The organism is Azospirillum sp. TSO5 (genome assembly GCF_003116065.1).
In the GTDB taxonomy this organism is placed as follows: domain Bacteria; phylum Pseudomonadota; class Alphaproteobacteria; order Azospirillales; family Azospirillaceae; genus Azospirillum.
In genome coordinates this window covers 1-25,932 of record NZ_LGQY01000102.1, presented here as the reverse complement: position 1 = coordinate 25,932, position 25,932 = coordinate 1, and the positions used below count along the sequence as shown (strand labels likewise).

Annotated in this window: 20 protein-coding genes; 9 read left to right on the top strand and 11 right to left on the bottom strand. The window is 66.4% G+C overall.

The genetic code is table 11. From position 1 onward, the window contains the following. Positions 1-173 precede the first annotated feature (173 nt). Positions 174-1,064: a LysR family transcriptional regulator gene (locus TSO5_RS23435; protein ID WP_109153886.1), complete on the top strand. Its 891-nt coding sequence runs from the start codon at positions 174-176 to the stop codon at positions 1,062-1,064. A gap of 60 nt (positions 1,065-1,124) precedes the next feature. Here TSO5_RS23435 and TSO5_RS23430 read toward each other — a convergent pair whose 3' ends face one another. Next, complete coding sequence (locus TSO5_RS23430; RefSeq protein ID WP_109153885.1) at positions 1,125-1,943, bottom strand: hypothetical protein; 819 nt, start codon at positions 1,941-1,943, stop codon at positions 1,125-1,127. Positions 1,944-2,195: 252 nt separating this feature from the next. Beyond that, positions 2,196-2,447, bottom strand: a complete 252-nt coding sequence (locus TSO5_RS23425) for a hypothetical protein (RefSeq protein WP_109153884.1) — start codon at positions 2,445-2,447, stop codon at positions 2,196-2,198. 324 nt (positions 2,448-2,771) lie between these two features. On the opposite strand from TSO5_RS23425, the gene TSO5_RS23420 reads away from it, so the two are divergent. After that, complete coding sequence (locus TSO5_RS23420) at positions 2,772-4,403, top strand: Stf0 family sulfotransferase (RefSeq protein ID WP_109153883.1); 1,632 nt, start codon at positions 2,772-2,774, stop codon at positions 4,401-4,403. A gap of 171 nt (positions 4,404-4,574) precedes the next feature. On the opposite strand, the gene pgi is transcribed toward TSO5_RS23420, so the two are convergent. Continuing rightward, complete coding sequence (gene pgi, locus TSO5_RS23415) at positions 4,575-6,239, bottom strand: glucose-6-phosphate isomerase (protein WP_109153882.1); 1,665 nt, start codon at positions 6,237-6,239, stop codon at positions 4,575-4,577. Positions 6,240-6,444: 205 nt separating this feature from the next. On the opposite strand from pgi, the gene TSO5_RS33030 reads away from it, so the two are divergent. Further along, the gene (locus TSO5_RS33030) at positions 6,445-6,612 is read left to right on the top strand and encodes a hypothetical protein (protein ID WP_174757332.1); all 168 of its coding nucleotides are present in this window, start codon (positions 6,445-6,447) and stop codon (positions 6,610-6,612) included. A 154-nt stretch (positions 6,613-6,766) separates the two neighbouring features. On the opposite strand, the gene TSO5_RS23410 is transcribed toward TSO5_RS33030, so the two are convergent. From TSO5_RS23410 to ileS, 5 genes are all read right to left on the bottom strand, one after another. Further along, positions 6,767-8,122 (bottom strand): pitrilysin family protein, encoded by a 1,356-nt coding sequence (locus tag TSO5_RS23410; RefSeq protein ID WP_109153881.1) that lies wholly within the window; start codon positions 8,120-8,122, stop codon positions 6,767-6,769. 2 nt (positions 8,123-8,124) lie between these two features. Beyond that, positions 8,125-9,522: a pitrilysin family protein gene (locus TSO5_RS23405; RefSeq protein WP_109153880.1), complete on the bottom strand. Its 1,398-nt coding sequence runs from the start codon at positions 9,520-9,522 to the stop codon at positions 8,125-8,127. A gap of 123 nt (positions 9,523-9,645) precedes the next feature. Then, positions 9,646-10,251, bottom strand: coding sequence for a DUF3035 domain-containing protein (locus TSO5_RS23400; RefSeq protein WP_109153879.1), 606 nt, complete (start codon positions 10,249-10,251; stop codon positions 9,646-9,648). A 106-nt stretch (positions 10,252-10,357) separates the two neighbouring features. Further along, entirely contained in the window at positions 10,358-10,861 is a 504-nt protein-coding gene (lspA, locus tag TSO5_RS23395) for a signal peptidase II (RefSeq protein WP_109153878.1), read from the bottom strand. Positions 10,862-11,009: 148 nt separating this feature from the next. Further along, positions 11,010-13,853, bottom strand: a complete 2,844-nt coding sequence (ileS, locus tag TSO5_RS23390; RefSeq protein ID WP_109153877.1) for an isoleucine--tRNA ligase — start codon at positions 13,851-13,853, stop codon at positions 11,010-11,012. 375 nt (positions 13,854-14,228) lie between these two features. Here ileS and TSO5_RS23385 point away from each other — a divergent pair, with 375 nt between their 5' ends. From TSO5_RS23385 to TSO5_RS23365, 5 genes are all read left to right on the top strand, one after another. Beyond that, positions 14,229-15,206, top strand: a complete 978-nt coding sequence (locus TSO5_RS23385) for a glycosyltransferase family 10 (protein WP_109153876.1) — start codon at positions 14,229-14,231, stop codon at positions 15,204-15,206. Between the two features lie 17 nt (positions 15,207-15,223). Then, positions 15,224-15,946: a hypothetical protein gene (locus TSO5_RS23380; protein ID WP_109153875.1), complete on the top strand. Its 723-nt coding sequence runs from the start codon at positions 15,224-15,226 to the stop codon at positions 15,944-15,946. An 8-nt stretch (positions 15,947-15,954) separates the two neighbouring features. Further along, positions 15,955-18,609: a tetratricopeptide repeat protein gene (locus tag TSO5_RS23375; protein WP_109153874.1), complete on the top strand. Its 2,655-nt coding sequence runs from the start codon at positions 15,955-15,957 to the stop codon at positions 18,607-18,609. Between the two features lies 1 nt (position 18,610). Further along, complete coding sequence (locus TSO5_RS23370) at positions 18,611-19,405, top strand: galactosyltransferase-related protein (protein WP_109153873.1); 795 nt, start codon at positions 18,611-18,613, stop codon at positions 19,403-19,405. A 134-nt stretch (positions 19,406-19,539) separates the two neighbouring features. After that, a complete protein-coding gene (locus TSO5_RS23365; protein WP_109153872.1) occupies positions 19,540-20,643 on the top strand; it encodes an FkbM family methyltransferase in 1,104 nt (367 codons plus the stop codon). Positions 20,644-20,686: 43 nt separating this feature from the next. Here TSO5_RS23365 and TSO5_RS23360 read toward each other — a convergent pair whose 3' ends face one another. From TSO5_RS23360 to TSO5_RS23350, 3 genes are all read right to left on the bottom strand, one after another. Beyond that, positions 20,687-21,370 (bottom strand): orotate phosphoribosyltransferase, encoded by a 684-nt coding sequence (locus tag TSO5_RS23360; protein ID WP_014247028.1) that lies wholly within the window; start codon positions 21,368-21,370, stop codon positions 20,687-20,689. A 111-nt stretch (positions 21,371-21,481) separates the two neighbouring features. Further along, positions 21,482-22,015 carry a hemerythrin family protein gene (locus TSO5_RS23355; RefSeq protein ID WP_109153871.1) on the bottom strand — a complete coding sequence of 178 codons (534 nt, stop codon included), beginning with the start codon at positions 22,013-22,015 and terminating at the stop codon, positions 21,482-21,484. Between the two features lie 140 nt (positions 22,016-22,155). Next, positions 22,156-23,862 carry a methyl-accepting chemotaxis protein gene (locus TSO5_RS23350; protein WP_109153870.1) on the bottom strand — a complete coding sequence of 569 codons (1,707 nt, stop codon included), beginning with the start codon at positions 23,860-23,862 and terminating at the stop codon, positions 22,156-22,158. Between the two features lie 246 nt (positions 23,863-24,108). Here TSO5_RS23350 and TSO5_RS23345 point away from each other — a divergent pair, with 246 nt between their 5' ends. Continuing rightward, complete coding sequence (locus TSO5_RS23345) at positions 24,109-25,737, top strand: septum formation initiator (protein ID WP_109153869.1); 1,629 nt, start codon at positions 24,109-24,111, stop codon at positions 25,735-25,737. The last annotated feature ends 195 nt before the right edge of the window (positions 25,738-25,932 follow it).

The window sequence follows — 25,932 nt, the reverse complement described above, 5'->3', positions numbered from 1 at the left end:
TGGGGGTGGCCACCCCCAGCAGCTCGATCCGTCGGAGACACTATAAGCCAAACTCAACATACAAGGGATGGGGAGGGGGCCCCGAAGCCAACACGCCCCCCACATCCCCCTGGAGCCCACCCCCCATTCGGTGCTAGCTCACCCCCGGAATCAAGCATTCGTCCGGGGAACCCGTGGTCCGCCCCTATCTCCCTTTGAACGCCCTGCGTGCCTTCGAGGCGTCGGCGCGGCATCTCAGTTTCACCCGCGCCGCCATCGAGCTGTGCGTGACCCAGGCCGCCGTCAGCCATCAGGTCAAGCTGCTGGAGGAGCGGTTGGGCGCCAGCCTGTTCCACCGCCTGCCGCGCGGCCTTGCCCTGACCGACGAGGGCAGGGCGCTGCTGCCGACACTTGAGGAGGCGTTCGACCGCATCGGCGGCCTGCTCGACCAGTTCGAGGGCGGGCGGTTTCGCGAAGTGCTGACGGTCGGCGCGGTCGGCACCTTCGCCGTCGGCTGGCTGCTGCCGCGGCTGGCCCGCTTCCGCGAGGCTCATCCCTTCGTCGACCTGCGCCTGTCCACCAACAACAACCGCGTCGACATCGCGGCGGAGGGGCTGGATTACGCCATCCGCTTCGGCGACGGCGCGTGGCACGGCACCGACGCGATCCGCCTGTTCGACGCGCCGCTGTCGGTCCTGTGCGCGCCGGAGATCGCCCGGCGGCTGCGCGAGCCGGCCGATGTCGGGCGCGAGACCCTGCTGCGCTCCTACCGGTCGGACGAATGGCCGGGCTGGTTCGCCGCCGCAGGGGTGGAGCCTTCGGCCATGCCGCCGGTCAAGGGGCCGGTCTTCGACTCCTCCTCCCTGATGGTGGAGGTGGCGATCCAGGGGGCGGGGGTGGCGCTGGCCCCGGTGTCGATGTTCCGCCGGCCGCTGGCGCTGGGTCTGATCGAGCAGCCCTTCGCCGTCACCGTCTGCAAGGGTGCCTATTGGCTGACGGCGCTGAAGTCGCGGCCGGAGACGCCGACCATGCGCGCCTTCCGCGACTGGCTGTTCGCCATGGTCGCGGAAGGCGCGGCAGCTTGAGAGGGCAGGGTGAAAGCGCGACGTCGGACTACAGCCGACGTCGCTCCCAGCCTCCCTGTTTTATTGGCTACCGGTGCCGCTCTCGGTCAAGCCGGGCAAGTAGCGGCCGGCCGCCTTGACGATTGCCAGCGCTGAAGTCGCGAAATCGTCCATACCGACGGAACGGATCGCGGCGGCGACTCTCGCGTTCCGCCCTGCGCCGCCGTCGGTGACCGCGAACATGCTGGCATCATCTCCGCCATTGGGCGACAGCAGCTTGGCCAGCGCGCCGCCATTCCGCGGATCATCCAACCGTACCAGCGTCATGGACTCCGGTGCGATTCCGGCGGAACGGTTGAACGCGACATCCAGCTTTTGGCCAAACCGTGGATCCTGCTGATCGGTGATGCTCAACCCGATGAAGCCTGTACCAGCCTTGCGATCCTCTGCAGTTGCTCCCGCCTCGCTCTCGCCGGCCTCCGCCAGTACGGATGGCAGTTTGGGCTTGGCGATTCCCCTGCTGGTGGCGACTGCGTCCATCATGGCCGTCCCTGCCCCGCCGGAGGTGATCGAGATGCTGTCCGATAAGCCGAAGGCGGTGCGAAATGCGTCGGCGGCCTTTCCCATATAGTCGCTTGTCGCACTGGCCCAATCCGCCATTGCCGGAATTGCCGTGCCGATGCGTCGGATCTCCTGATCACGCTCCGCCGATAGGGCTGTCGGTTGTTCACGCCCCATTGTTCGGCGTGCAGCATCGGACAGATCCACAATATCCGTAAGGGGCGGGCGCGGGGGAGCCTGAGAAGCGACGGTGGACGAAGCGCGCGCAGGTAACCCGGTGGGCTTGACCATGCCGGTGGTTGCGTCGAGCAGAATCTGCGACCCAATGATCTTCGTCATCTCACAGCCTCTCGGTGCATCTTTCTAATGGTATGCACGAGAAGCTGGCGCAGCAAGAATTTTGCGCATCTTTATGATGATATCGCTTTGATAAGTTGGTCTTCTAAGCTTTCTTCTTGATCCAATATATTTTCAAAGGTTCGGATATTTGCTTATTCATCAATTGTTTGGGAGCCGATGCGTCGGCCACCGCGCCGTTCTTCCGCGACTGGCTGTTCGCCATGGTCGCGGAAGACGGCACCGACGGAGTGATCAGGACAGCGTGACCCGACGCGGGGCCTGCTGCCGTTCCCGCTGCTGCCAGAAGCGCAGGCGCAGCCGCGGCGCCATGAACCAGGCGATGGGGGCCGCAAGCACGATGCTGAGGATCACCACGGTCGGCATCAGCGTCATCGCCTGTTCGGAAAAGCTGGGGATTGCCAGGACCAGGACGGTGCCGATACCGAAAACCACACCCTGGATCATGCCGTAGATCAGGATGGCGAGACGTAAGCGAGTAGACATTGGGTTGCTCCAGTGAAGTGGCGTGGCGCAATGACCTGTTCCAATGTCAACCGAAAGGCCACATCAAACGTTCCGAACGCCATCGCCCCGGGTTGCTCTAACCAGATCGCGACCGCTTACATAGTATTGTTTGGCGCAACGCCAGCAGACATTGACCGTGTCTTGTCAGGGTCAAGGGCTTCAACGGCGTGGGGTGCCACATGCCGATCTCTGCGGGTATCGGTGGTTATTATCAGTGACCAACAGTATTATATGAATTTCATCATGTAGAGCGATGTCATATATTCTGGCTTGTGAAGCAGGGCAACGCCGGAGGAAACGATTATGAACCAAAGCATTTCCTCTTCTGATTTCGGAATGAAACTTGCCGGAAGCGAGACGTTCCTAAAATTTCGCTTTTATTCTCAGGATGTCGCTGGAATCCCGGGGATGTGTTCCTGGAATGTAGGAGTTTTCAAGCCTGATCCCAACGTGGTGCTGAACCGGACGCTTGGCAACATTGAGATTGGATCGGTTACGTGGCAACCAGGCCAATTGACCTTGCATCCCGGGCACTTTCGCGAGGAGACCGTCGTCAGGGTGCCATGTTCCTGTGAAGGGCTGATCGCCGTGGTCGCTGACTTCGTGGAACTCGGCCCCTTCGGGAAAGGGGTGGAGGTCGGCGTGACCATGAACGGCACGCGACTCTGGCGATCCGCGACGGACGACCGTTTCGCAGCATTCATGAATATCGACGGACATTCAGTCATCGATTTTTCCGTTGGTGTCGGACCGGGGGACACCTATGCCGACAGTACGGTTGCACTCCGCTTCGCCATCTTCCGCGTGGTCGAAGCAACGGATGATAGGGGACGATGCTTCGAGCGGATCGACGACAACATCAGCAACCTCGATGGCGAACTGGCACTGCAGTGGTTGGAGGCCGCCGATGCTGCCGACATTCTTCAGCCCCCGCCGGCTTCGGGGAAAACGACCGCGCGGTGGTTCGCGAAGGCGGCGATGCGATATCTCGACCCGCCGAATCGCAAACTGATTGAGCAAACCATCGGCAGAACCATCCCGGAACTGATCGATCGCATTCTGACTCAACCTTCCGTCCAGCCAAAAAAAAGCTACGTGCTTTTCTTCACCCCACGGTCGGGATCGACCATGTTGACGGAAATCATATCGAAGGCAAAATGCCTGGGATTCCCTAACGAATACTTTGTCGAGAATATAGCGACGTTCTTCTCTGTCTTGAATTCTGTAACTGGAAATTCGGTTTCGCTCACTGATTTCATTTCAAGGCATTGTTGTTTGGAAAATGGCGTCTTCGGGGTGGAAATCGAATACGATAGATTTTCACGGCTTGAGAGAAGTATCGTTTCCGATCTTGGAAATGTCCCAGTCATCTATATGACGCGGTTCAATCTTCTTGCCCAGGCGATCTCGCTGTTCCTGGCTGCTGAAGGCAATCAATGGTCCTCTTTCGACGGAGATCGGCGTGATATTGCCTATGATAGAGAAAAAATCATTAGTTATTTGAAGGTTATTATTACGCACATGAAGGGATTTGAGAATTTTTTTGAAGAATCCAACATTGAACCGGTGCGGCTTTATTATGAGGATGTGGTGAAAAATCCATCGGCAGAGATCGGAAAGATCGCTGCCGCTCTCGACGTCCCAGAATTTTCTGCAGAGAACGTCGATTTATCTTCGCTGACCTGGAAAGTGGTCAGAACGACGATAAACGCCCATTTCACCACAAGCATGATGTCCGAGGGCGGCGAGGTATTCGGCTATACTCTGTTCGACCAGGGGAGTGAGATCGTCGCGGTGCTGACTGGTCTCGACATCAGTGAACTGCCTCGGATCGAGTACGAATACCCGCTGGTATTTCGGGGGCCGGATCGCGACGCTGTGTGCGAAGCGATCCGGATCGCGTTGTCGCCCGCTTCGGCGCCGGTCCCCCAATGAGGTGACCGCGACGGCTCCTCCCCGAAGCGCGGATACCGGCGGTCATTGCGGGCGACCGCAGGTATCCGCGCCGAATCGTGCGGCAGCGGCTCATCCCTCCGAAGCTTTCGATCCTGATCTATCAGGATCGAAAGCTGCTGCTATAAGCCTGACCGATGCTTGCCGCCACCTCTACCGGTGCGCCCGCCACCACGCCATCAGTCCGGTGGTGGAGCTGTCATGCGCCCCCTCGGCCGGACCGCTCTCCATCTCCGGCAGGATGGTGTTGGCCAGTTGCTTGCCCAGCTCGACGCCCCACTGGTCGAAGCTGTTGATGTCCCAGACGATGCCCTGGACGAAGACCTTGTGCTCGTACAGCGCGATCAGGGCGCCCAGCGTCGCCGGGGTCAGGCTCTGGATCAGGATGGTGTTGGACGGGCGGTTGCCGGGGAAGACGCGATGGGGGACCAGCGCCTCCACCTCCGCCGCCGGCTTGCCGGCCTTTGTCATCTCCGCCCGCACCTCGTCGGCGGTCTTGCCGCGCATCAGCGCCTCGGTCTGGGCGAAGACGTTGGACAGCAGGATGCGGTGATGGGCGCCGGCCTCCGCCCCGATCGGGTTGTGGGTGGTCGCCGCCGCGATGAAATCACACGGGATCAGCGAGGTGCCCTGGTGGATCAGCTGGTAGAAGGCGTGCTGGCCGTTGGTGCCGGGCTCGCCGAACAGCACAGGGCCGGTCTGGTAATCCACCGGCGCGCCGCCGCGGGTCACCGACTTGCCGTTGCTCTCCATGTCCAGCTGCTGGAGATAGGCGGGGAAGCGGTGCAGATACTGGTCGTAGGGCAGCACCGCGTAGGAGGAGGCGTCCCAGAAATTGCGGTACCAGACGCCGAGCAGCGCCGTCAGCACCGGCATGTTGCGCTCCAGCGGCGCGGTGCGGAAATGCTCGTCCATCGCATGGGCGCCGGCCAGCAACTCGGCGAAGCGCTCCGGCCCGATGGCGATCATGATCGGCAGGCCGATGGCCGACCACAGCGAATAGCGACCACCGACCCAATCCCAGAAGCCGAACATGTTGGCAGGGTCGATGCCGAACTTGCGGACCTCCGCCTCGTTGGTGGAGACGGCGACGAAATGCCTGGCGACATGCGCCTCGTCCTGCGCGGTCTCCAGGAACCAGCGGCGGGCGGAGTGGGCGTTGGTCAGCGTCTCCTGCGTCGTGAAGGTCTTGGACGCGATGACGAACAGCGTCGTCTCCGGATCCAGCCACTTCAGCTGCTCGGCCAGATGGGTGCCGTCGACATTGGAGACGAAATGCAGGGCGACATGGGCGTGGGCGAAGGGCTTCAGCGCCTCCGTCGCCATGACGGGGCCGAGGTCGGAGCCGCCGATGCCGATGTTGACCACGTCGGTGATCGGCTGGCCGCTATAGCCGCGCCATTCGCCGTCGCGCACGGCATTGGCGAAGGCGTCCATCCGCTCCAGCACGGCGCGCACGCCCGGCATCACGTCGCGGCCATCGACCGTCACGGCGCGGTCGGAGCGGTTGCGCAGGGCGGTGTGCAGGACCGCGCGCTTTTCCGTCAGGTTGATCGGCTCGCCACCGAACATACGGGCGCGGGCGCCCTCCACATCCTGCTGGCGGGCGAGGTCGAGCAGCAGGCCGACCGTGTCCTGGGTGATGCGGTTCTTCGAATAATCGAGGAACAGACCCGCGGCCTCCATCGAGAAGGCTTTGAACCGGCCGGGATCGGCGGCGAACAGCTCACGCATGTGCGTGCCGGCCATGTCCTGGCGGTGTTGGGCGAGAGCGGCCCAAGCCGGTGTATGGGCGGGGGAACGGGTCAGCGCGGTCATGATGCTTTGGACTCCTTGACGTCAGCGGTCCTTTGACGCGGCCCATCTGCGGGGCGCAGGGAGCCTAACACCGACCGCCGGCATCGGCCACGGGCCAAAACGCGGCGGTTGGTGCTGCTTATCGGCCTATGCACGCTGGCCGAGCCGTGCAACCGGATGGCGGGCGGGGTGTTGTGGTTTTCAGGATTTGCGACAGGAGGAAGCCATGTCGGACAAGCCGATTACTCCGCCCTTGGAAGAGCGGGAGGAGCAACGCGACCGCGACGATGCTGCGCGGCCGGATCAGGTCGGGATCATTCCGGGCAAGGTGCCGGGGCATCCGGTCGATCCCAGTGATCCGCGCTTTCCGGGGAGTCAGCCGGATTTGGCCTAAGGGGCATTTTCGCTAACCGATGCCCCCTCCCTAACCCTCCCCCGCTAACGCGGGAGAGGGGACTGCCGCCGAACGCCTGCAAGCGTCCTGCCCCCTCCACCGCCGAAGGCGGGGGAGGGATGGGGAGGGGGCATCCGGTGCTGTAACTGCCCCCTCAACTCCCGCCGTCGATCGTCCGCGTCGGCGAGACGCCCTCCGGCTTGCCGACCAGCACGGTCAGCAGCTTGGCCGGGTCGAGCAGGCGCTGGGCGACGCGCTTGATGTCGGCCTGGGTCACCGCGTTGATGTAGCGGTCGCGCTGGTTCAGGTAATCGATGCCCAGATTGTCGCGCTTCACCTGTAGCAGGATGCGGGCGATCGCCTGGGTCGAGCCGAGTTGCAGCGGGAAGGAGCCGGTCAGGTAGGTCTTGGCGTCGGCCATCTCCTGGTCGGTCAGCCCGTCCTTCGCCATGCGGGCCCATTCCTGCCGCATGATGTCGAGCGCCTGACCCGCCTTGGCGTTCACGGTCGACCCGCTGGCCATCACCAGCGCCGCGTGGTCCATCGGGATCAGATAGCTGTAGACGCCATAGCTGAGGCCGCGCTTCTCCCGCACCTCTTCCATCAGGCGGGAGCCGAAACCGCCGCCGCCCAGCACGTAATTCATCACCGTGGCGGCGTACCAGTCGGGATCGTCGCGCTTGACCCCCGGCTGGCCCATCAGCATCACCGTCTGGGCGGTCGGCCGCGGCAGCAGGATGGTCTGGCCCAGCCCGGACATCGTCACGTCGGGAATGGGTGGCACGTCGGCCTTCGCCGGCAGCCCGCCGAACACCGTGTCGAGCGCCTTGCCGAGATCCTCCGGCGAGATGTCGCCGGCGGCGGCGACAACCAGCCGGTCACGGCCGAACTGGCCCTTCACGAAGCGGCGCAGGTCGTCAGGCGTGATCGTCGGCAAACTGTTCAGTGTGCCGCGGATCTCGTCGCCATAGGGATGATTGGGGAAGGCGGTGGAATAGAACTGGCGCCGCGCGACATAGTTGGGGTCGGCGAGATCGCGCTTCAGGCTGGCGGTGATCGAGGCCCGCATGCGGTCCAGGGACTCGGGCGCGAAATGCGGGTCGGTCAGGGACAGACGGGTCAGTTCCAGCGCCTCGTCGCGATGCTCGGTCAGCGTGCGCATCGATCCGCTGAAGCCGTCGCGGCCGGCATCGAAGCCAAGCGCGATGGCATTGTCCTGCAGCCGCGCCTGGAACGCCTGCGAATCGTACGGGCCGGCACCCTCGTCCAGCATGGTGGAGGTCAGGTTCGCCAGCCCCTCCTTGCCCTTGGGATCGGTGCCGCCGGCGCCTTCGAAGGCCCATTCCAGTGCCAGAACCGGCACCTTGTGGTCCTCGACCAGCCACGCCTCGATCCCGCCGGGGCTGACCACGCGCTTGATGTCCATGGCGTGGGCGGGAAGGGTGATGGCAACAACGGCGAGGAAGAACGCGGCGATGCCCGACCGCATGGAAATGTGACGCACGCTCATCCTCAACTGTCCTTTCCGGTCGGGGGCAGCAGCAGGCCGGTGACGTGATTGGTCTGGCTCAGCACGGCGCGGGCGGCGGCGTTGACCTGATCGGCGGTGACGGCGTCGATGCGCACCGGCCAGCTTTCCACATCGTCGATGCTCTGGCCGGTGGCGAGCGCCGCGCCCAGCGTCTGGGCCGGCCCGGTCAGGCTGTCGCGGGCATAGGCCGCCGCGGCCAGCATGCGCTTGCGGGCTGTGGCGACCTCCTCCTCCGTCACGCCGGACTTCAGCAGCTTGTCGATTTCGGCCCACAGCGCCGATTCGAGCTTGTCCATCGGCACCCCGGCGGCCGGGCTGGCGCCGACGCTGAGCGTCGCCATGTCCCAGGCGGTCGGCCCATAGCCGAGCCAGGCCGAGGTGGCGAGCTTCTGGTCCACCACCAGACTGCGGTAGAGGCGGGAGGTGGTGCCGCCGCTCATGATCTCGGCCAGCACCTGCAGCGCATAGGCCTGATGCTCCGGGTCGAGGCGATAGGACGGCGCGGTCCAGATGCGGCGGACCGATGGCTGCCGCACCTCCTCGTCACGCAGCACCACTTGGCGGGAGGAGTTGAGCGGCGGCTCGGACACGCGCTTGCGCTCCGGCACCGGGCGGGCGGGGATGGCGCCGTAATAGCGCTCCGCCAGCGGCTTCAGCTCCGCCGCCGTGACGTCCCCGGACACCACCAGGATGGCGTTGTTGGGCGCGTACCACGTCTTGTAGAAATGCTCCGCCATTTCCCGCGTCAGTGTCGACATCTCCTGCGGCCAGCCGATCACCGGGGTGCCGTAGGGGTGATGGACGAACATGGTGGCGTTGATCTGCTCGCCGATCCGGTCGGCCGGCTCGTTCTCGATGCGCTGGCGCCGCTCTTCGATGATGACGTCGCGTTCGGGATAGACCACCGCGTCGGTCAGCTTCAGGTTGGCCATGCGGTCGGCCTCCATCCGCATCACCATCTCCAGCCGGTCGCGGGCGACGTTCTGGTAATAGGCGGTGTAGTCGTAGCTGGTGAAGGCGTTGTCGCGCCCGCCATTCTTGGCGATGATGCGGCTGAACTCGCCGGGCGGGATGACGTCCGTTCCCTTGAACATCAGGTGTTCCAGGAAGTGCGCGACGCCGGACTGGCCGCGCTCCTCGTCGGCGGCTCCCATCTTGTACCAGACCATGTGGGTCACGACCGGCACGCGGTGGTTGGGGATCACCACCACCTGCATGCCGTTGGACAAGGTGAAGCTTTCGGGGAAAAACACTCCCTTCTCCGCCGCATGGGCAGGCGCGGGGCCAAGCGGCGTTGGGGCCAGCGGGGCCGCGACGGTCATCGTCAGGGCCAGGAGACCGGCCACGGCGAAGCGGCGGGCGGATAGGACGGCAGGCATGAGGGCTCCCGGATCAGGAGGTCCGAATCGAAAGGGCGCCCTTCGTTGGGAAGGGCGCCCCCGGAAACTGGTGTGATGTCGCGCCTTGGACAAGGCTGAAACGGCCGTTCGGATGGCCGTCGCTTAGAACAGGCCTTCCAGCGGCGCCTTGCGCTTGCGCTCGATCGTCGGGGTGGCGGCACCGTCCAGCGCCTTGCCCTGGGCCTGGGCCTCGCGCAGGCGCTGCTGCTCCTTGGCCGGGTCGACCAGCGAGTAGGGCTGTTCCTGCTTCTGCCAGAACAGCAGCGAATCGATCCAGCTCTTGTCGGCGATGATCAGCTGGGTGGTTTCCTGATCGACCTTGGTACGGATGTTCGGGTCGATGCCGTCGCGGGCCGAGGCCTGGGCGACCAGCGAGCGTTCGCCGGTCGATTCGCCGGCCGCCTTGCCGGTGCGGCGCGCGCCGCCGCCGAACACGGCGCCGGCCGCCGTCTGGGTCGGCGTGCTGTCCTGCGGGCGGGCGGCGCCGGGGCGCGGCTTCGGCAGGTCCTGCATGCTGGGCGGCAGGGTCAGCGGAGCGCGGGAAACGACGGCGAATTCGTCGGGGCTCTGGCGGTCGAGACCGATGGACCGGCGCACATCCGAGCAGCCGGCGAGCGTCAACGCCGCAAGCGCCAGCCCGATGAGCGGAAGCCGCGCCAGGGGACGCCGATTCCGGGTGGAGGAGAGGGCGGAGGAGATGCTGGTCACGTTCGGAAGATCCCGTCGTCTGTCACGTCGTAGCGACCCGGCCCGAAGGTCGGGACCGCATGGTCAGCGCTCGCCGGCGGTTATAACGCCACCGGCGACGGAACTCTTACGACTTTTCGCGGCCCGCGAACAGTCCGTCGATCAACAGCAGGACCACGCCGACGCTGATTCCGCTGTCGGCCACGTTGAAGGCCCAGAAATGCCAGCCGGCGAGATGGAAATCGAGGAAGTCGACCACCGCGCCGTGCAGCAGCCGGTCGACGACATTGCCCACCGCCCCGCCGATGATGAAGCCCAGCGCCAGCGCGATCAGCCGCCGTTCGGCCTGCCGCAGCCAGAAGACCAGGCAGACGGCGATCACCGCGGCAATGGCGCTGAGGATATAGGGCATCAGCGCCCCGCCGCCGGCGAAGGTGCCGAAGCTGACGCCGTAGTTCCACACCAGCACGAGGTTGAAGAAGGACGTCACCTCGATGACATGCGGCACCGGCTGCATGACCTGTTCGAGGATCCACCATTTGCTGCCCTGGTCGAGCACGACCACCACCACGGCGACGATCAGCCCGAACAGCCAGTAGGAGCGGGATTGGTTGGCGACGAAGGCGTTCATGGGGCCACGGATCCTCCCTCTCCCCCCCGGGGAGAGGGTCGGGGTGAGGGGGGAGCGCGGCGAGGAGCGTCCGGCAGCCGGATCCCCCTCACCCTAACCCTCTCCCCGGGGGGGAGAGGGGATAGGACCGCGATTGTCGCCAATTGCCTCATGCCACCGCGTCGGCGCAGCGGATGCACAGCGTCGGGTGGTCGGTGACGGTGCCGACCTCCTCCAGGACCTTCCAGCAGCGCTCGCACTTCTCGCCTTCGGCCAGGGCCGGTGCGACGGCGATGCCGGGGACGTCGGGCAGGGTGAAGGCCCCCTCCGGCGCCGCCACGTCCGTCACCTCGATGGCCGAGGTGATGCAGACGTCCTGGAAATCGACGTCGGCCAGCAGGGCCTTGGTCGCCGAGTCGACGAAGACGGTCGGGTCGGCCTGCAGCGACGAGCCGATGGTCTTGTTGGCGCGTTCCAACTCCAGCGCGCCGGTGACGACGCGGCGGACGTTGCGCACCGACTCCCACTTGGCGGCGAGAGCGTCGTTGCGCCAGTCTGCCGGGACCTCCGGGAAGCCGCGCAGATGCACGCTCTCCTCGGTCCAGCCATCCCCCTCCTTGAGGCCCTCCGGACGCGCCAGCCACGCTTCCTCGGCAGTGAAGCAGAGGATCGGGGCGAGCCATGCGGTCAGGGTGGAGAACAGATGCTCCATCACCGTCCGCACCGACCGGCGGCGCACCGAATCGACCGGATCGCAATAGAGGCTGTCCTTGCGGACGTCGAAGTAGAAGGCCGACAGCTCCACCGCACAGAAGTTGTGCAAGGCCACGAACAGGGCGTGGAAATCGTAGGCCTCGACCTTCTCCCTCACCAGCGCATCCAGCTCCGACAGGCGGTGCAGGACCCAGCGCTCCAGCTCCGGCATCTGGGCGGCGTCGATCCGCTCGGCCGGGGTGTAGTCGGCCAGCGCGCCCAGCAGGTAACGCAGCGTGTTGCGCAGGCGGCGGTAAAGGTCGGCCTGGGTCTTGATGATCTCCTTGCCGATGCGGAGATCTTCCGAATAGTCGGAGTTGATGATCCACAGGCGCAGGATGTCGGCGCCATACTGGTCGCAGACCTCCTGCGGGGCCACCACGTTGCCCAGCGACTTGGACATCTTGCGGCCCTGCTCGTCCAGCACGAAGCCGTGGGTCAGCACCGCGTTGTAGGGCGCCCGGCCGCGCGTGCCGCAGCTTTCCAGCAGCGACGAATGGAACCAGCCGCGATGCTGGTCGGAGCCTTCCAGATAGAGGTCGGCCGGCCAGGCCAGCTCCTCCAGCCGCTGTTCCAGCACGAAGGCGTGCGAGGAGCCCGACTCGAACCAGACGTCGACGATGTCCCGGACCTGCTCGAACTCCTCGGCGGAGTAGGCGTTGCCGAGGAAATCCTGCGGGTCGCGGGCGAACCAGGCGTCGGCACCCTCCTGCTGGAAGATATCGGCGATGCGGGCGAACACCGCCTCGTCGCGCAGGATCTCGCCGGTCGCCTTGCGGACGAACAGGGCGATCGGCACGCCCCAGGCGCGCTGGCGGCTGATGCACCAGTCCGGACGGCTCTCGATCATCGAGCGGATGCGGTTCTCGCCCTGGGTCGGGACCCAGCGGGTGTCGGAGATCGCCTGCAGCGCCACCTTGCGCAGGTCGTTCGTCTCCATCGAGATGAACCACTGCGGCGTGGTGCGGAAGATCAGCGGCGCCTTCGACCGCCAGCTGTGCGGATAGCTGTGCTTGATGCGGTTGCTGGCCAGCAGCGACCCGGCTTCATCGAACGCTTCCAGCACAGCCTTGTTGGCCGGGCCGGACTTGCCCTGGTCGGTGTAGACCGCCAGACCGGCGAACAGCGGCACATGGGCGTAATAGCGCCCGTCCTCGCCCACGGTCTGCGGCACTTCGATGCCGTTGGCCTGACCCAGGCGGAAGTCGTCCTCGCCATGGCCGGGAGCGATGTGGACGAAGCCCGAACCGGCGTCGGTGGTGACGAAGTCGCCGGCCAGCAGCGGCACCTTGAAGTCGTATCCCTTGCCGTTCAGCGGATGGCGGCACCAGGTGCCGGCAAGGCGCGAGCCGGGGAAGCGGTGCAGCTGCTTCCACTCGGTGACGCCGGCCTCCTTCAGCACGCCCTCGGCAACGCCGGTGGCGAGCACCAGACGCTCGCCGACCACGGCCTTGCTGCCTTCGGCGACGGCGGTCACCTTGAAGGTCGCGTATTCGATCTCGTCGCCATAGGCGATGGCGCGGTTGGCCGGCAGCGTCCAGGGGGTGGTCGTCCAGATGACGATGCTGGCCTCGTCCACTTCCGGCGCCGACGACCCCCAGACGGGGAAGCGGGCGAAGACGGTGGTGGAGGTGTGGTCGTGGTATTCGACCTCGGCATCGGCCAGCGCGGTCTTCTCCACCACCGACCACATCACCGGCTTGGAGCCCTTGTAGAGGCCGCCGTTCATCGCGAACTTGTGGATTTCGCGGACGATCTGCGCCTCGGCCGGGAAGGTCATGGTGGCGTAGGGGTGCTTCCAGTCGCCCTCCACGCCCAGCCGGCGGAACTCGGCGGCCTGGATGCCGACCCATTCCTCGGCGAACTGGCGGCATTCGGCGCGGAACTGGATGAGCGGCACGTCATCCTTGTTCTTGCCGGCCTTGCGGTACTTCTCCTCGATCTTCCATTCGATGGGCAGGCCGTGGCAGTCCCAGCCGGGGACATAGTCGGCATCGAAGCCCTGCATCTGGCGGAAGCGGACGATCACGTCCTTCAGGATCTTGTTGACGGCATGGCCGATGTGGATGTTGCCGTTGGCATAGGGCGGGCCGTCGTGCAGCACGAACTTCTTGCGGCCCTTGGCGCCGGCGCGCAGCTTGCCGAACAGGTCCATCTCGGCCCAGCGCTTCAGCAGCTCGGGCTCCTTGGTCGGCAGGCCGCCGCGCATGGGGAAGTCGGTGCGCGGCAGGAAGACGGTCGATTTGTAATCGCGGGTCATATCGGATCCCTGGGGGAAGGCGTCACCATCGGGCGGCTGGTTCCTGCCACCCGACGCACATAAGGTCTCGATCCCGGCCCTCCTCAGAGAGCCGGGCCGGTAATTCGCGCGCGATGCGCCGGTGCGCGCATCATCATCGGGATCCGTACAGAGACGTCCATGGCGCCGGATATTAGCGGCGCGGGCCGTACGGTCAAGGACCGCTCACATCCGTTATGTGCAACTGCGAACCGGCTTTGCGGGGGCAGGCCCGGCGCGACGGCTCCAAAAATACCGCTGGCAGCCCGGCGATGGCAGAACTACGGTGTGTCCGCCGAGCTTGTCCGGGCAAAAGGGCTGCTCGCGGCAATCAGTGCGTGTGGGAGCGTCTTCGGCATGATCGACCAGCGGACCGGCGATTTCCTGTCGGAATTTCTGGCCTCGTCCCACAAGGATCCGGCGGTTCTGGACCGCTTTCTGCTGCATGGGCCGGACCGTGGCGGGCGCGGATTGAAGCCGCGGCTGAGGATTGCCTTCTTCGATTTCTGGCCGGAGTTCGATCCGGCCGCGAACTTCTTCGTGGATATCCTGTCCGCCCGCTTCGACGTGGCGGTCGTCGACAACGACAGCGATCTCGCCATCGTGTCGGTCTTCGGCACCCGCCACCGCGAGGCGCGGACCGGCCGGTCGATGTTCTTCACCGGGGAGAATGTGCGGCCGCCGCTCGACGGCGTCGACATGTCGGTGTCGTTCGACCGCATCGACGATCCCCGGCATTACCGCCTGCCGCTCTACGTCATGCATGCCTGGGACCACAGGCGCGAGGGGGCGACGCCGCATTTCTGCCAGTCCGTCCTGCCGCCGGTGCCGCCGACGCGGGAGGAGGCCGCGAAGCGGAAATTCTGCGCCTTCCTCTACAAGAACCCCAACTGCGCCCGCCGCAACGACTTCTTCCAGATGCTCTGCGCCCGGCGGCATGTGGAGTCGGTCGGCTGGCTGCTGAACAACACCGGCAGCGTGGTGAAGATGGGCTGGCTGCCGAAGATCCGCGTCTTCTCGCGCTACCGCTTCGCCTTCGCCTTCGAGAATGCGAGCCATCCCGGCTATCTGACGGAGAAGATCCTGGACGCCTTCCAGGCGGGTGCCGTGCCGCTTTACTGGGGTGATCCGGGGGTCCTGCGCGATGTCGCCGCCGGCAGCTTCATCGACGTGTCGCGCTATGAGTCCGACGAGGAGGCCTGCGACGCCATCCTGGCCGCCGACGACGACTACGACACCTATCGCCGCTATCGCAGCACGCCGCCGTTCCTGGGCGCGGAGGATTTCTACTTCGACGCCTACCGTCTGGCCGAGTGGATCGAAAGCCGCCTTTGAGCGGCGGGGGGCGTGCGATGAAGCGGGTGCTGCTGAACTATGCCGACGGGGCCTTCACCACGGCGCAGAAATACAATGCGCAAACCGGTCTTGCCGTGGGTGGCTTCGACGGCGTGGCCAGGATGGGGCGGCAGCACATCGACGCTGCGTTCGCCGCACGGAACCGGCATATCCTGGAGCAGCCGCGCGGGGCCGGGTACTGGCTGTGGAAGCCCTATTTCATCGATCTCATGCTGCGTGAGCATCTGCAGGATGGCGATATGCTGTTCTACAGCGACAGCGGCGCCCATTTCGTCCACAGCATCGATCCGGTGATCGAGCTTTGCCGTCAGCGGCGCGACCTGCCGGTGCTGCTGTTCACGCTGGAGGACCAGCACAGCAACCGCGTGTGGACGAAGCGCGACTGTTTCCACTTCATGGGGCTGGACCGGCCGCCCTTCATCGACGCGCCGCAGATCCTCGCCAGCTTCATCATCTGCGAGCGCGGGCCGGAAAGCAGGGACTTCATGTCCCGATGGCTGCGCTATGCCCAGGATGCCCGGCTGATCACCGACGCCCCCAACGAATGCGGCCTGCTGAACTATCCGGAGTTCCGCGACCATCGCCACGACCAGAGCATCCTCAGCCTGCTCGGACACCGCTGCGGCGTGACCACCGTTCCCGACATCTCGAACTGGGGTGATGCCAGACGTCCGGCCGGGATTCCCCGCATTCTGGAACACACGCGCTGGCGGGACTGAGGTCGGCTATGGCAGAAAAAAACCAATCGACCGGCTTCACCCGCGCCTTGTCGGCGGAAAGGGCCGGCAAGTTGGAGGAGGCGAGGGACCGTTACCTCGAAGCCCTGCAGGCCGAGCCGCAGAACCCGAAGGCCCTGCACCGGCTGGGTGTCGTGGAGTTGCGGCTGGGCCGGGCGCGCGAGGCGGTGATCCTGTTCCAGAAGTCGTTGGCCATCGCCAAGGATCCGGAGGTCTATCTCGATTTCGGCGCGGCGATGGCCGGCATGGCCCGCTGGGATGCGGCGGCGACGGTCTATGCGGCGGCGCTGCGGGTCGCGCCCGATTCGGTCGATGCCCATTATGGTCTGGCGCTGGCCCTGCACAGCCAGGGACGGCCGCGGGACGCGGAACCTCATTACCGCAAGGTTCTGGGGACCCATGCCCATCTGGGAGAGGTCCACAACAATCTCGGCGTCGCCCTGCAGGATCTCGGGCGCGTCGCCGAGGCGGTGGCCGCGCACCGGGAGGCGGTGCGGCTCTCTCCCGCCGACGCCTCGTCACTGTCCAGGCTGGGCGTGGCGCTCCATCACCTTGGCCAGAATGCGGAGGCGGAAGCGGTATTCCGCAAGGCGATCGGGTTGGCGCCACTCGACGTCGGCATCCGGCACGACCTGACCTGCCTGCTCCATGCCGCCGGACGGCCGGCCGAAGCGGTCGCCGCCGGCCGCCCCGCGGTGGCGCTCGATCCGTCGAGTGCGCGAAGCTGGCTCGCTTTGGGCAACGCGGCACATGATATGTGCCATCGTGAGGACGCCTGGCGCGCCGCCGCCGCCGCGGTCCGGCTGGAACCGTCCGATCCGGCCGCGCACAACAATCTCGCCAACGCCCTGCGGGAACTCGGCCGCCTGCGCGAGGCCGTCGCCCAATATCGCACGGCGTTGGACCTGCAGCCCGATTTCCCGGTGGCGGAGATCAATCTGGCTCAGGTCCTGTCGATCCTGCGCGAGTCCAACGGCGCGCTGGCGATCCTGAGAAGCCTGCTCGTTCGGCAGCCGCTGAACGCCGAGGCATGGCGGCGGCTGGCGGGCGTGCTGGCGGAGGCATTCCGCCCCGATCTGGCGGTCGCCGCCCTGCGCAATGCCGTTGCCGTGGCTCCCGGCGATATCGACTCCTCTGTCGATCTGGCGATGGCCGCCGCGATGAGCGGCTGGAGCGCGGTGTCGGCCGAGGCCTGTCGGCGGGTGCTTAGGCTGGTTCCCGGCCATGGCGCAGCGCTAGGCCAACTGGTTCACCAGCAGAGGCTGCTTTGCGATTGGCGTGACCTGGACGGTCTGGAGGCGCTGCTTCTCCGTCGGGTGCGGGAGGGGGCGGAGGGCGTATCCCCGTTCGACGTCCTGTCCTGCGCCTCGACGCTTGCCGACCAGCAATCGGCCGCGACCCGCTGGGCGGCGGCGAAGGCCCGCGGCGCCGTTCTTGCCCACCGGCCCGTCTCCCGGCCCGCCGCGCCTCCGCGGGATGGCCGTCTGCGCATCGGCTATCTGTCGTCGGATTTCCGGGAACATGCGATGGGCCACCTGATGGTGGATGCCCTGGAGACGCATGACCGGTCCCGCTTCGCCGTCACCGCCTATTCGACCGGCATCGACGATGGCAGCCCGCTGCGCCGTCGGTTCGAGCAGGGGCTCGAACGGTTCGTCGACCTGTACCGCCATGGCGACGCCGATGCGGCGCAGGTCATCGCGGCGGACGGCATCGACATTCTGGTCGATCTGACCGGCTTCACCACCTTCTCGCGCACGTCGATCCTGGCAACCCGTCCGGCTCCGCTGCAGGTCAACTGGCTGGGCTATCCGGGCACATTGGGGGCCGACTATGTCGACTACATCCTCGCCGACCCCGATGTAATCGCGGAGGGTGAGGAGGCGTTCTTCACCGAGCGGGTGGTGCGGCTGCCGGACTGCTATCAGCCCAACGACCGCCGCCGCGCCATTGCCGATGCCACGCCCTCGCGTGCGGATTGCGGGCTGCCGTCGGACGGCTTCGTCTTCTGCTGCTTCAACAGCGCCTACAAGCTGACTCCCGCCCTGTTCGACGGCTGGGCGCGCATCCTCGCGGCGGTGCCGGGCAGCGTCCTGTGGCTTTATGCCGGAAATCCGCAGGTGGCGGCCAACCTGCGCCGCGAGGGCGAGGCCCGCGGTCTCGATCCCGGGCGTCTCGTCTTTGCCGGCCCGATTCCCCATGCCGAGCATCTGGCGCGGCACCGGCTGGCCGACCTGTTTCTCGATACGCTTCCCTACAACGCGCACACCACCGCCAGCGACGCGCTGTGGGCGGGGCTGCCGGTGCTGACGCGGCGCGGCACGACCTTTGCCGGGCGCGTGGCGGCCAGCCTGCTGCGGGCCGCCGGTCTGCCCGAGTTGATCGTCGACGGGCAGGATACGTATGAGGCGGCGGCGGTGGACCTCGCCCGCTCGCCCCAACGGCTCCGCGGCCTGCGGGAGAGGCTGATGCGCAATCGGCAGAGCTGCCCGCTGTTCGATACCCCGCGATTCACCCGGCATCTCGAGGCGGCCTATCGGGCGATGTGGGACATTCATCTTGCGGGCGGGCTTCCGCGCGCGATCACCATCGCGGCCGAGGACGGCAGCGGTTTGTCATCCGCTGCACAGGAAGGGAAGGACTGACATGACGACCGGCGACAGCGCGGACGCGCGCCTCCACATCGTCGTCCCTTACCGCGATCGGGAAGCCCATCTGCGGCAATTCGTTCCGTGGGTGAGCGCTTATTTCGACCGGCTCGTGCCGAGGATCGACTATCGCGTCACCATCGTGGAGCAGGAGGCCGGCCTTCCCTTCAACCGGGGGGCGCTGAAGAACGCCGGTTTCCTGATGGGCGAAGGGCAGAGCGACTACACCTGTCTGCACGACGTCGATTACCTGCCGGTCGATGCCGACTATTCCTGGGCCGACTGCCCCACGCCCATCCTCTGGTACGGGGCGGAGCAGCGGCCGGTGGCGCCCGGACGGTCGGACCGGACGGTGAGCACCAACCTGGAAAGCACGATGGGTGGCGCGCTGCTGATGCCGAACGGCGTCATGCGGCAGGTCGATGGCTATTCCAATGCCTTCTGGGGCTGGGGATACGAGGATTTCGACTTCTCGCTGCGCATTCGGGCGCGCCGCATCCCCACCGGCCGGCGCAAGGGCCGCTTCCAGCCGCTCGACCACGACAATGACGGCTTCACGCCGGATGCGGCGCCGTCACCGATCTCGCTCGTCAACCGCCGCGTCTTTCAGGAGCTTTGGTCCACCGGGAAAATCCCGGCCGGCGACGGGCTGTCGACGCTTTCCTTCGAGGTGCTGGACCGCCGCCCCTGCGACGGTGCGGTTGTAGGGGCGGATGAGCGGTGGGAAATCGTCCGCGTGCGGTTCAACCACCGACCCCGGCCGGACCAGGAAGCCGCCGCCGCTGCGCGCTGAAGCTTCGGTGGGAGGCTACGGGCAGCTTGCGAGGCCGCTTGTCATTTTCGCCGACAGCGGACTTTATGATCGCTCCCGTTTCCAGCCGACCGTGATTTCGGCAAGTAGACCGATGATTTGGAGTTGAGACGAGCATGAGCGCTGCGCCGGTGAACACTCTGCTGGAGAATTTCCTGACGGGGCGCGTCACGCTGCTCGCGGCCGGGCAGGGGGCGGAGGAGTGGTCCGACGGTCTGAAGTCGGAAGACCGGATCGTCATCGCCGGGGATGCATCGGGTCCGGTGGACGACTGGTGCGCCAAACTGGGCCTGCGGCATGTCGATTGGCTGATGCTGCATCGCGTCCGCGATGTGCTGCCGGTGTTGGAAAGCGCCGGAGAGATGCTGCGGCTTCGCCGCATCGATTTTGTTCAGTTCGACGGGGACGGTGATGGGTCGGCCGGTGACCTGCCGGCGCTTTATGGCCTGATGCAGCGCCATCGCTATTTGATGTTCCGTTTTGACGGCCGGACCTTGCAGCACTGCACGCAGCCGTCGGCGGAAGGCGGAGCCTGTACCCATCTGGCGGTCGCGCCGCGCCATGTGCAGCGGCTTTTCACCCGCGACCGCAAGATGTTCCGCTATTCCGACCTGTTCCCGCGTTATGGCGTTGTCCCGCGCGGAATCGTCCATATCGGCGCCCATGAGGGCGAGGAGTATCCCCAGTATGTCGAAGCCGGCTGCCGCCGGGTCCTGTTCATCGAGGCTGATCCGGACACCTATGGCCGCTTGGCCCCCCGCTTCGTCGGCAATCCGGATGTCGTCTGCATCAATCGCGCGGTGTCGGACCGGGTCGGACGGCTCCCCTTTTCCCGGATGAGCGGCAGCCAGTCCAGTTCTCTGCTGCCGCCGAAGGAGCATCTTGACGTCTATCCCGGCATCACCCTGACCGGAACCATCGAGGTCGACGCGGCCCCGCTTCCCGACATATTGGGAGAGTTCGGCATCGATGCCGACGGCTACAATGTGCTTGCCATCGATACCCAGGGCGCGGAGCGGATGATCCTGGCCGGCTGCGGCCCGCTGCTGGGGCGTTTCGACGCCGTGGCGGTGGAGGTGAACTATGCCGAACTGTACCAGGGCTGCGGACGGATCGCCGACATCGACGATCTGCTGTTCCCCCACGGCTTCGAGCGGGTCGAGGAAATCAGCCCCTTCCATCACAGCTGGGGCGACGCCTTCTACGTCCGCCGCGGTTGATCGGCAACTCAAGGGGGGCGGCGCGTACCGCCCCCCGCCTGCGTCACATGCTCGACTTGCCGCCGTGGGCCGACGACCAGCCGACCGGGTCATTCAGGAATTTTTCGACTTCGGACAGGGTGTTCTCGTCGAAATAGCGGTTGTCGCGGGCGACCTTCAACACGTCCCACCAGGTGCACAGCGCGTGCAGGCGGACGCCGATGGCGTCCATGTTGACCTTCGACTGCGGGAAGATGCCGTAGTGGAAGATCACGAAGGTGTCGGTCACCTGGGCGCCGCCGTTGCGCAGCGCGGTGACGAAGTTCTCCTTGCTCTTGCCGTCGGTCGCCAGATCCTCGACCAGCAGGACGCGCTGCCCCTCGGTCAGCAGGCCCTCGATCTGGGCGTTGCGGCCGAAGCCCTTCGGCTTCTTGCGCACATACTGCATCGGCAGTTCCAGCCGGTCGGCGATCCAGGCGGCGAAGGGGATGCCGGCGGTCTCGCCGCCCGCCACCGCGTCGATGGCCTCATAGCCGATCTCGCGCTCGATGGTGGCGACGGCGAAATCCATCAGCGCCTTGCGGGCGCGCGGGAAGGAGACGATGCGGCGGCAGTCGGTGTAGACCGGGCTCGCCCAGCCCGAGGTGAAGATGAAGGGCGTCTCGGCGTTGAAGTGCAGCGCCTTGATCTCCAGCAGGATCTTGGCCGCGGTGGCGGCGATGGTGGCCTGATCGGGCAGGGTCGACATGGAAGAACGCTCCGGAAAACGGGATTGCTCGCGCGGATGCCCCCTGTGTAGCGGCGGTTCCGGCGAATCGCAACGGCAGGCGGTCCGGATCCCGCCCGAGCGGGACGGGATTCAGACGGGAATGTCGCCGAACACCCGGCCGTCGGGACCTGCCGGGCCCCCGGGGGTGGTGCCGGATGAGGTCCCGTGGGCGGTGCCGGGAGCCATCGTGCCCTTCAGCCAGCGGGCGAACTGGCGGTCGGCGGTGTTGATGTGCAGCATCAGCCACTGCGGCAGGAATTCGGCCAGGCTCCGGCGCATCTCCTCGTCGGCCACCTCGCCGGCCCCTTCGACTGACGCAAAGGTATGCACCCGGTCCCAGGCGAGCTGGTGCTGGCCGATATGGTCGTCGAGGAAGGGATAGCCCGCCTCCTCCATCACCCGCTGCTCGTCGGCGAAATGCGACTCGGTGTAGGCGACGGCGGCGGCCAGGGTGCTGCGCATCTCCTCGGCCGGCCGTCCTTCGGTGACGGCGCGTTCGAAGGCCTGGACCAGCGCGATCCATTCGCGATGCTGCTCGTCGATGGAGTTGACGCCCAGAACCAGATCGTCGCTCCAGACGAGGCGGCCGTAATCGACGGGGCCGGTGTTTTCGCTGTCGCTCATGGCGGACCCGTGACGGTCGAAGGGTGCATCCGGCGGATGGCTCGCGCACGAGATGCGGCGGCCGGGAATTTCCTAGAGTTCCCGGCCGCCACCCGCAAGCATGGGCTTTGCTACCTTTTGCCCCACCCCCCGTTCCGGACTCAGACCTTGCCGCGCACGCTGCCGAGGAAGCGGTCGACCTGTGCGTGCAGCAGTTCGGCCTGCTTCGACAACTCCCCGGACGAGGAGAGCAGGCGGCTGGCGCCGCTTCCGGTCTCCGACGCCGCCTGCAGGACGCCGCCGATCGAGGAGGAGACCTCGTTGGTGCCGGCCGCCGCCTGCTGGACGTTGCGGGCGATCTCCATCGTTGCGGCGTTCTGGCCGTCGACCGCCTGGGCGATGGTGCCGACGATGACGTTCACTTCACCGATGGTGGCGGCGATGCTCTGGATCGCCTGGACCGCGTCGGCGGTCGCCGTCTGGATCTCGGCGATCTGCTGCGAGATGTCGCCGGTCGCCTTGGCGGTCTGGTTGGCCAGGCTCTTCACCTCGCTGGCGACCACGGCGAAGCCCTTGCCCGCCTCGCCGGCGCGTGCCGCCTCGATGGTGGCGTTCAGCGCCAGCAGGTTGGTCTGCCCGGCGATGGAGTTGATGAGGTTCACCACGTCGCCGATCTGGTTCGCCTTGGACGACAGGCCGTCGACGATGCGGTTGGTGCCGTCGGCCTGATCGGCAGCCTGCTTTGCCTTGCGGCTGCTCTCGCCGATCTGCCGGCCGATCTCGGCGATGGAGGCGGCCAGTTCCTCGGCGGCGGCGGCCACGGTCTGGACATTGACCGACGCCTGTTCGGATGCGGCGGCGACGGTGGTCGCCTGCGTCTCGGTATGGTCGGCGGTCGTCGCCAGCGACTGCGCCAGGGACCGCACCTCGGTGGAGGAGGAGGCGACGCTGTCGACCACGCCCTTCACCTCGCTTTCGAACCGGTCGGCCAACGCCGCCATCTCGGCCCGCTTGCGCTCCTCGGCGGCGTGTTCGGTCTCGGCCTGACGGCGGCGGAAGGCGTCGGCCTCTACGGCGTTCGCCTTGAAAACCTCGACGGCGCCGGTGATCTGCCCGATCTCGTCCTTGGCCTCGGACGGCGGCACGGTGACGCTCAGGTCGCCGCGCGCCAGCGTCAGCATCGCATCGGTCAGGCGGCGCAGCGGGCGCAGGGCCGCCACCGTCCACAGGCCGAAGGCACCGGACAGCAACAGGGCGGCGGCGCACAGCGACAGCATCAGCGTCTGGAAACCGCTGGCGACCGTGCGGGCGCGGTCGGCGATCTGCTGGTTCTTGTGCTCCTGCAGGTCGATGAAGGCGTTGATGCGCTTCAGCCATTCGGTGAAGGCGGGACGGGCGTCCTGCATCAGGGCCTTCTGCGCACCGGCCATGTCACCTGCCTTGCGCGCGGCGGTGACAGCCTTGATCGCCGGCAGGGTCTTCGCCTCGATCTCCTTGATGCCGGCGAGCATCGCCCGCTCTTCCGGCTCGATGTCGGTCATGGTCGCGAACATGGCGTCGAGCGGCTTGGCCGCCTGGTCATAGAAGCTGGCCAACCGGTCGATGTCGGCCAGGACGGCGGACAGGGTCGTCGCATCGCTGGTCAGCACCACGTCGCGGAGCGCGATCGCGCGGTCATGCACGCTGCCGCGGAAATTGATGGCATAGCGCTGTTTGACGCTGTTCACGTCGTTGATCCGGGTGAGATCGGCATCGATCTTCCGCACCTCGCGGACCCCGATGACGGTCAGGCTGATCAGAAGCACAAGCACCGCGCCGAAGCCGAGGAACAGCCGTGCGCGTATGGTGGCATGCCGTGGAAGGAGCATGTCGGCGGGATCCCGTCAAAGTTGGCCCGGGTGGGCGGTGGAAGAACTCTAACCCGGAAGATGTTACCTTTTCGGGTTAGTCAGTATGTGTCGCGCAGCGCAACCGGCAAGCCCGACGCCGCGCCGTCGCCGGAAAAAACATGTCCTAAAAATGGCACCGGACTGTGGGCCGGTTGCGGATCGCGGGCGGGACCGCAATATGCGGTGGCTGGAGACCGCCCCGTAGAAACTGTCTTGGATTCCCAGATGCCGCTCCTGTCCGCGCCTTCCCGCTCCCGCAGCCTGTCACGTCTGTTGGCGATGGCCCTGCTCCCGGCCCTGCTGATGCCGCCGCTGGTCCCCGGTTCCGCCGCTGCGGCGGACCGGCCGGAAGGCGGCACGACCGAGACGGGAAAGGCGGATGCGGCAAAGCCGGACGAACACAAATCGGAGGGCCGTAATTCCGAAGACCGCAAAGCCGACAGCCTCCAGGGTTTCGACCCCCAGCGCAGCGTCACCCGGCACAGCCTGCCGCTGCCGGGCGGGGCGCTGGCCTATAGCGCGACGGCCGAATTCCTGCCGCTTCGCGACGGCGTGAAGGAGGAACTGGCGGCGCGCATCTTCACGGTGTCCTACACCGCCGAACCGAAGGACCCCTCCGACGGTCCGCGTCCGGTTACCTTCGTCTTCAACGGCGGGCCGGGGGCGGCATCGGCCTATATGCATCTGGGCGCCGTCGGTCCGAAGGTCGTCGCCTTCGGGCCGGACGGAACCCTGCCGCGGCCGCCGGCGCCGCTGGTCGACAATCCCGACAGCTGGCTGGCATTCACCGATCTGGTCTTCATCGATCCGGTCGGCACCGGCTACAGCCGCGCGCTGAAGCCCGACGAGGATGAGAAGCGCTTCTGGTCGGTGGAGGGCGATGCGCGGTCGATGGCCGAGATCGTCCGGCTGTGGCTGACCCGCAATGGCCGCTGGTCGTCGCCGACCTTCCTGGCGGGAGAAAGCTATGGCGGCTTCCGCATCGCCAAGATGGCGGACGAGCTGATCGAGCGGGTCGGGCTTGCGGTCAACGGCCTGATCCTGGTCTCGCCGGTCGTCGATTTCGCCGCCATCGACGAGGACGGCATCCTCGGCCCGGCCCTGAAGCTGCCGTCGATGGCCGCCTCCGCCGCGGCGCTGGGGCGCACGGCCGGCACGCCGGAACAGGCGGCCGAAACGGCGGAACGCTTCGCGCTCGGCCCTTACCTGACCGGGCTGGCCCGGCTCGATTACGGCCGGCTCGACGCGGAAAAGGACCTCTTCGCCGAGGTGGCGCGCATCACCGGCCTGCCGGTGGAAACCGTGCGGCGCCAGCGCGGGCGCGTTCCGATGGGCGTCTTCACGCGCGAGCTTCTGCGCGACCGGGAACGGATCCTCAGCATCTATGACGGCACCTTCACCGCGCCCGACCCCGATCCGGGAGCGCCGCGCGTGCCGTTCGATCCCTTCCTGAAGGGCACGATCCCGACCTACACCACGGCCTTCGCCGCCTATGTCCATGATACGCTCGGGGTGCGGACGGACGAGCCTTACCGGCTGCTCAGCGACCGGGTGAACCGGAACTGGGACTGGCCGCGCATGACGGTGCCGAGCGCCGTGGACGCGCTGCAGACGGCATTGACCCTGCAGCCGGCGCTGCGGGTGCTGATCGCCCATGGCCGCACCGACCTGATCACGCCCTACATGGCGTCGCGCTGGGTTGCGTCCCGGCTGGAACTGCCGGAGGGAGAACGCGGCCGGGTTTCGGTGACGGTGCATCCCGGCGGCCACATGATGTACACGCGGGGCGAAGGCCGGGCCGCGCTGGCCGCCGACGCCCGGGCGCTGATCGGGGATGCCCTGCGGCGGCGCTGACCGGCGCCCAAATGGTATTGAAAGGGCTCGTTCGGAAAGCCCGGAAACGAAAAGGGGCGCCCCGGCGGGGGCGCCCCTTTTCGTGTGGCTGGCTGCCGTTCCGGATCAGAACAGACGCAGGATCGACTGCTGCGACTGGTTGGCCAGCGAGAGGGCGATGGTGCCCAGCTGCTGCCGGGTCTGCAGCATCAGCAG

What these genes read in the sequence shown, in the direction of transcription:
- TSO5_RS23355 (WP_109153871.1), bottom strand. Translation starts at nt 22,015, where the DNA reads ATGAGCGACAGCGAAAACACCGGCCCCGTCGATTACGGCCGCCTCGTC.
- TSO5_RS33030 (WP_174757332.1), top strand. Translation starts at nt 6,445, where the DNA reads ATGTCGGACAAGCCGATTACTCCGCCCTTGGAAGAGCGGGAGGAGCAA.
- TSO5_RS23420 (WP_109153883.1), top strand. Translation starts at nt 2,772, where the DNA reads ATGAACCAAAGCATTTCCTCTTCTGATTTCGGAATGAAACTTGCCGGA.
- TSO5_RS23360 (WP_014247028.1), bottom strand. Translation starts at nt 21,370, where the DNA reads ATGTCGACCCTGCCCGATCAGGCCACCATCGCCGCCACCGCGGCCAAG.
- TSO5_RS23385 (WP_109153876.1), top strand. Translation starts at nt 14,229, where the DNA reads ATGATCGACCAGCGGACCGGCGATTTCCTGTCGGAATTTCTGGCCTCG.
- pgi (WP_109153882.1), bottom strand. Translation starts at nt 6,239, where the DNA reads ATGACCGCGCTGACCCGTTCCCCCGCCCATACACCGGCTTGGGCCGCT.
- TSO5_RS23425 (WP_109153884.1), bottom strand. Translation starts at nt 2,447, where the DNA reads ATGTCTACTCGCTTACGTCTCGCCATCCTGATCTACGGCATGATCCAG.
- lspA (WP_109153878.1), bottom strand. Translation starts at nt 10,861, where the DNA reads ATGAACGCCTTCGTCGCCAACCAATCCCGCTCCTACTGGCTGTTCGGG.
- TSO5_RS23345 (WP_109153869.1), top strand. Translation starts at nt 24,109, where the DNA reads ATGCCGCTCCTGTCCGCGCCTTCCCGCTCCCGCAGCCTGTCACGTCTG.
- ileS (WP_109153877.1), bottom strand. Translation starts at nt 13,853, where the DNA reads ATGACCCGCGATTACAAATCGACCGTCTTCCTGCCGCGCACCGACTTC.
- TSO5_RS23410 (WP_109153881.1), bottom strand. Translation starts at nt 8,122, where the DNA reads ATGAGCGTGCGTCACATTTCCATGCGGTCGGGCATCGCCGCGTTCTTC.
- TSO5_RS23405 (WP_109153880.1), bottom strand. Translation starts at nt 9,522, where the DNA reads ATGCCTGCCGTCCTATCCGCCCGCCGCTTCGCCGTGGCCGGTCTCCTG.
- TSO5_RS23365 (WP_109153872.1), top strand. Translation starts at nt 19,540, where the DNA reads ATGAGCGCTGCGCCGGTGAACACTCTGCTGGAGAATTTCCTGACGGGG.
- TSO5_RS23375 (WP_109153874.1), top strand. Translation starts at nt 15,955, where the DNA reads ATGGCAGAAAAAAACCAATCGACCGGCTTCACCCGCGCCTTGTCGGCG.
- TSO5_RS23380 (WP_109153875.1), top strand. Translation starts at nt 15,224, where the DNA reads ATGAAGCGGGTGCTGCTGAACTATGCCGACGGGGCCTTCACCACGGCG.
- TSO5_RS23370 (WP_109153873.1), top strand. Translation starts at nt 18,611, where the DNA reads ATGACGACCGGCGACAGCGCGGACGCGCGCCTCCACATCGTCGTCCCT.
- TSO5_RS23350 (WP_109153870.1), bottom strand. Translation starts at nt 23,862, where the DNA reads ATGCTCCTTCCACGGCATGCCACCATACGCGCACGGCTGTTCCTCGGC.
- TSO5_RS23430 (WP_109153885.1), bottom strand. Translation starts at nt 1,943, where the DNA reads ATGACGAAGATCATTGGGTCGCAGATTCTGCTCGACGCAACCACCGGC.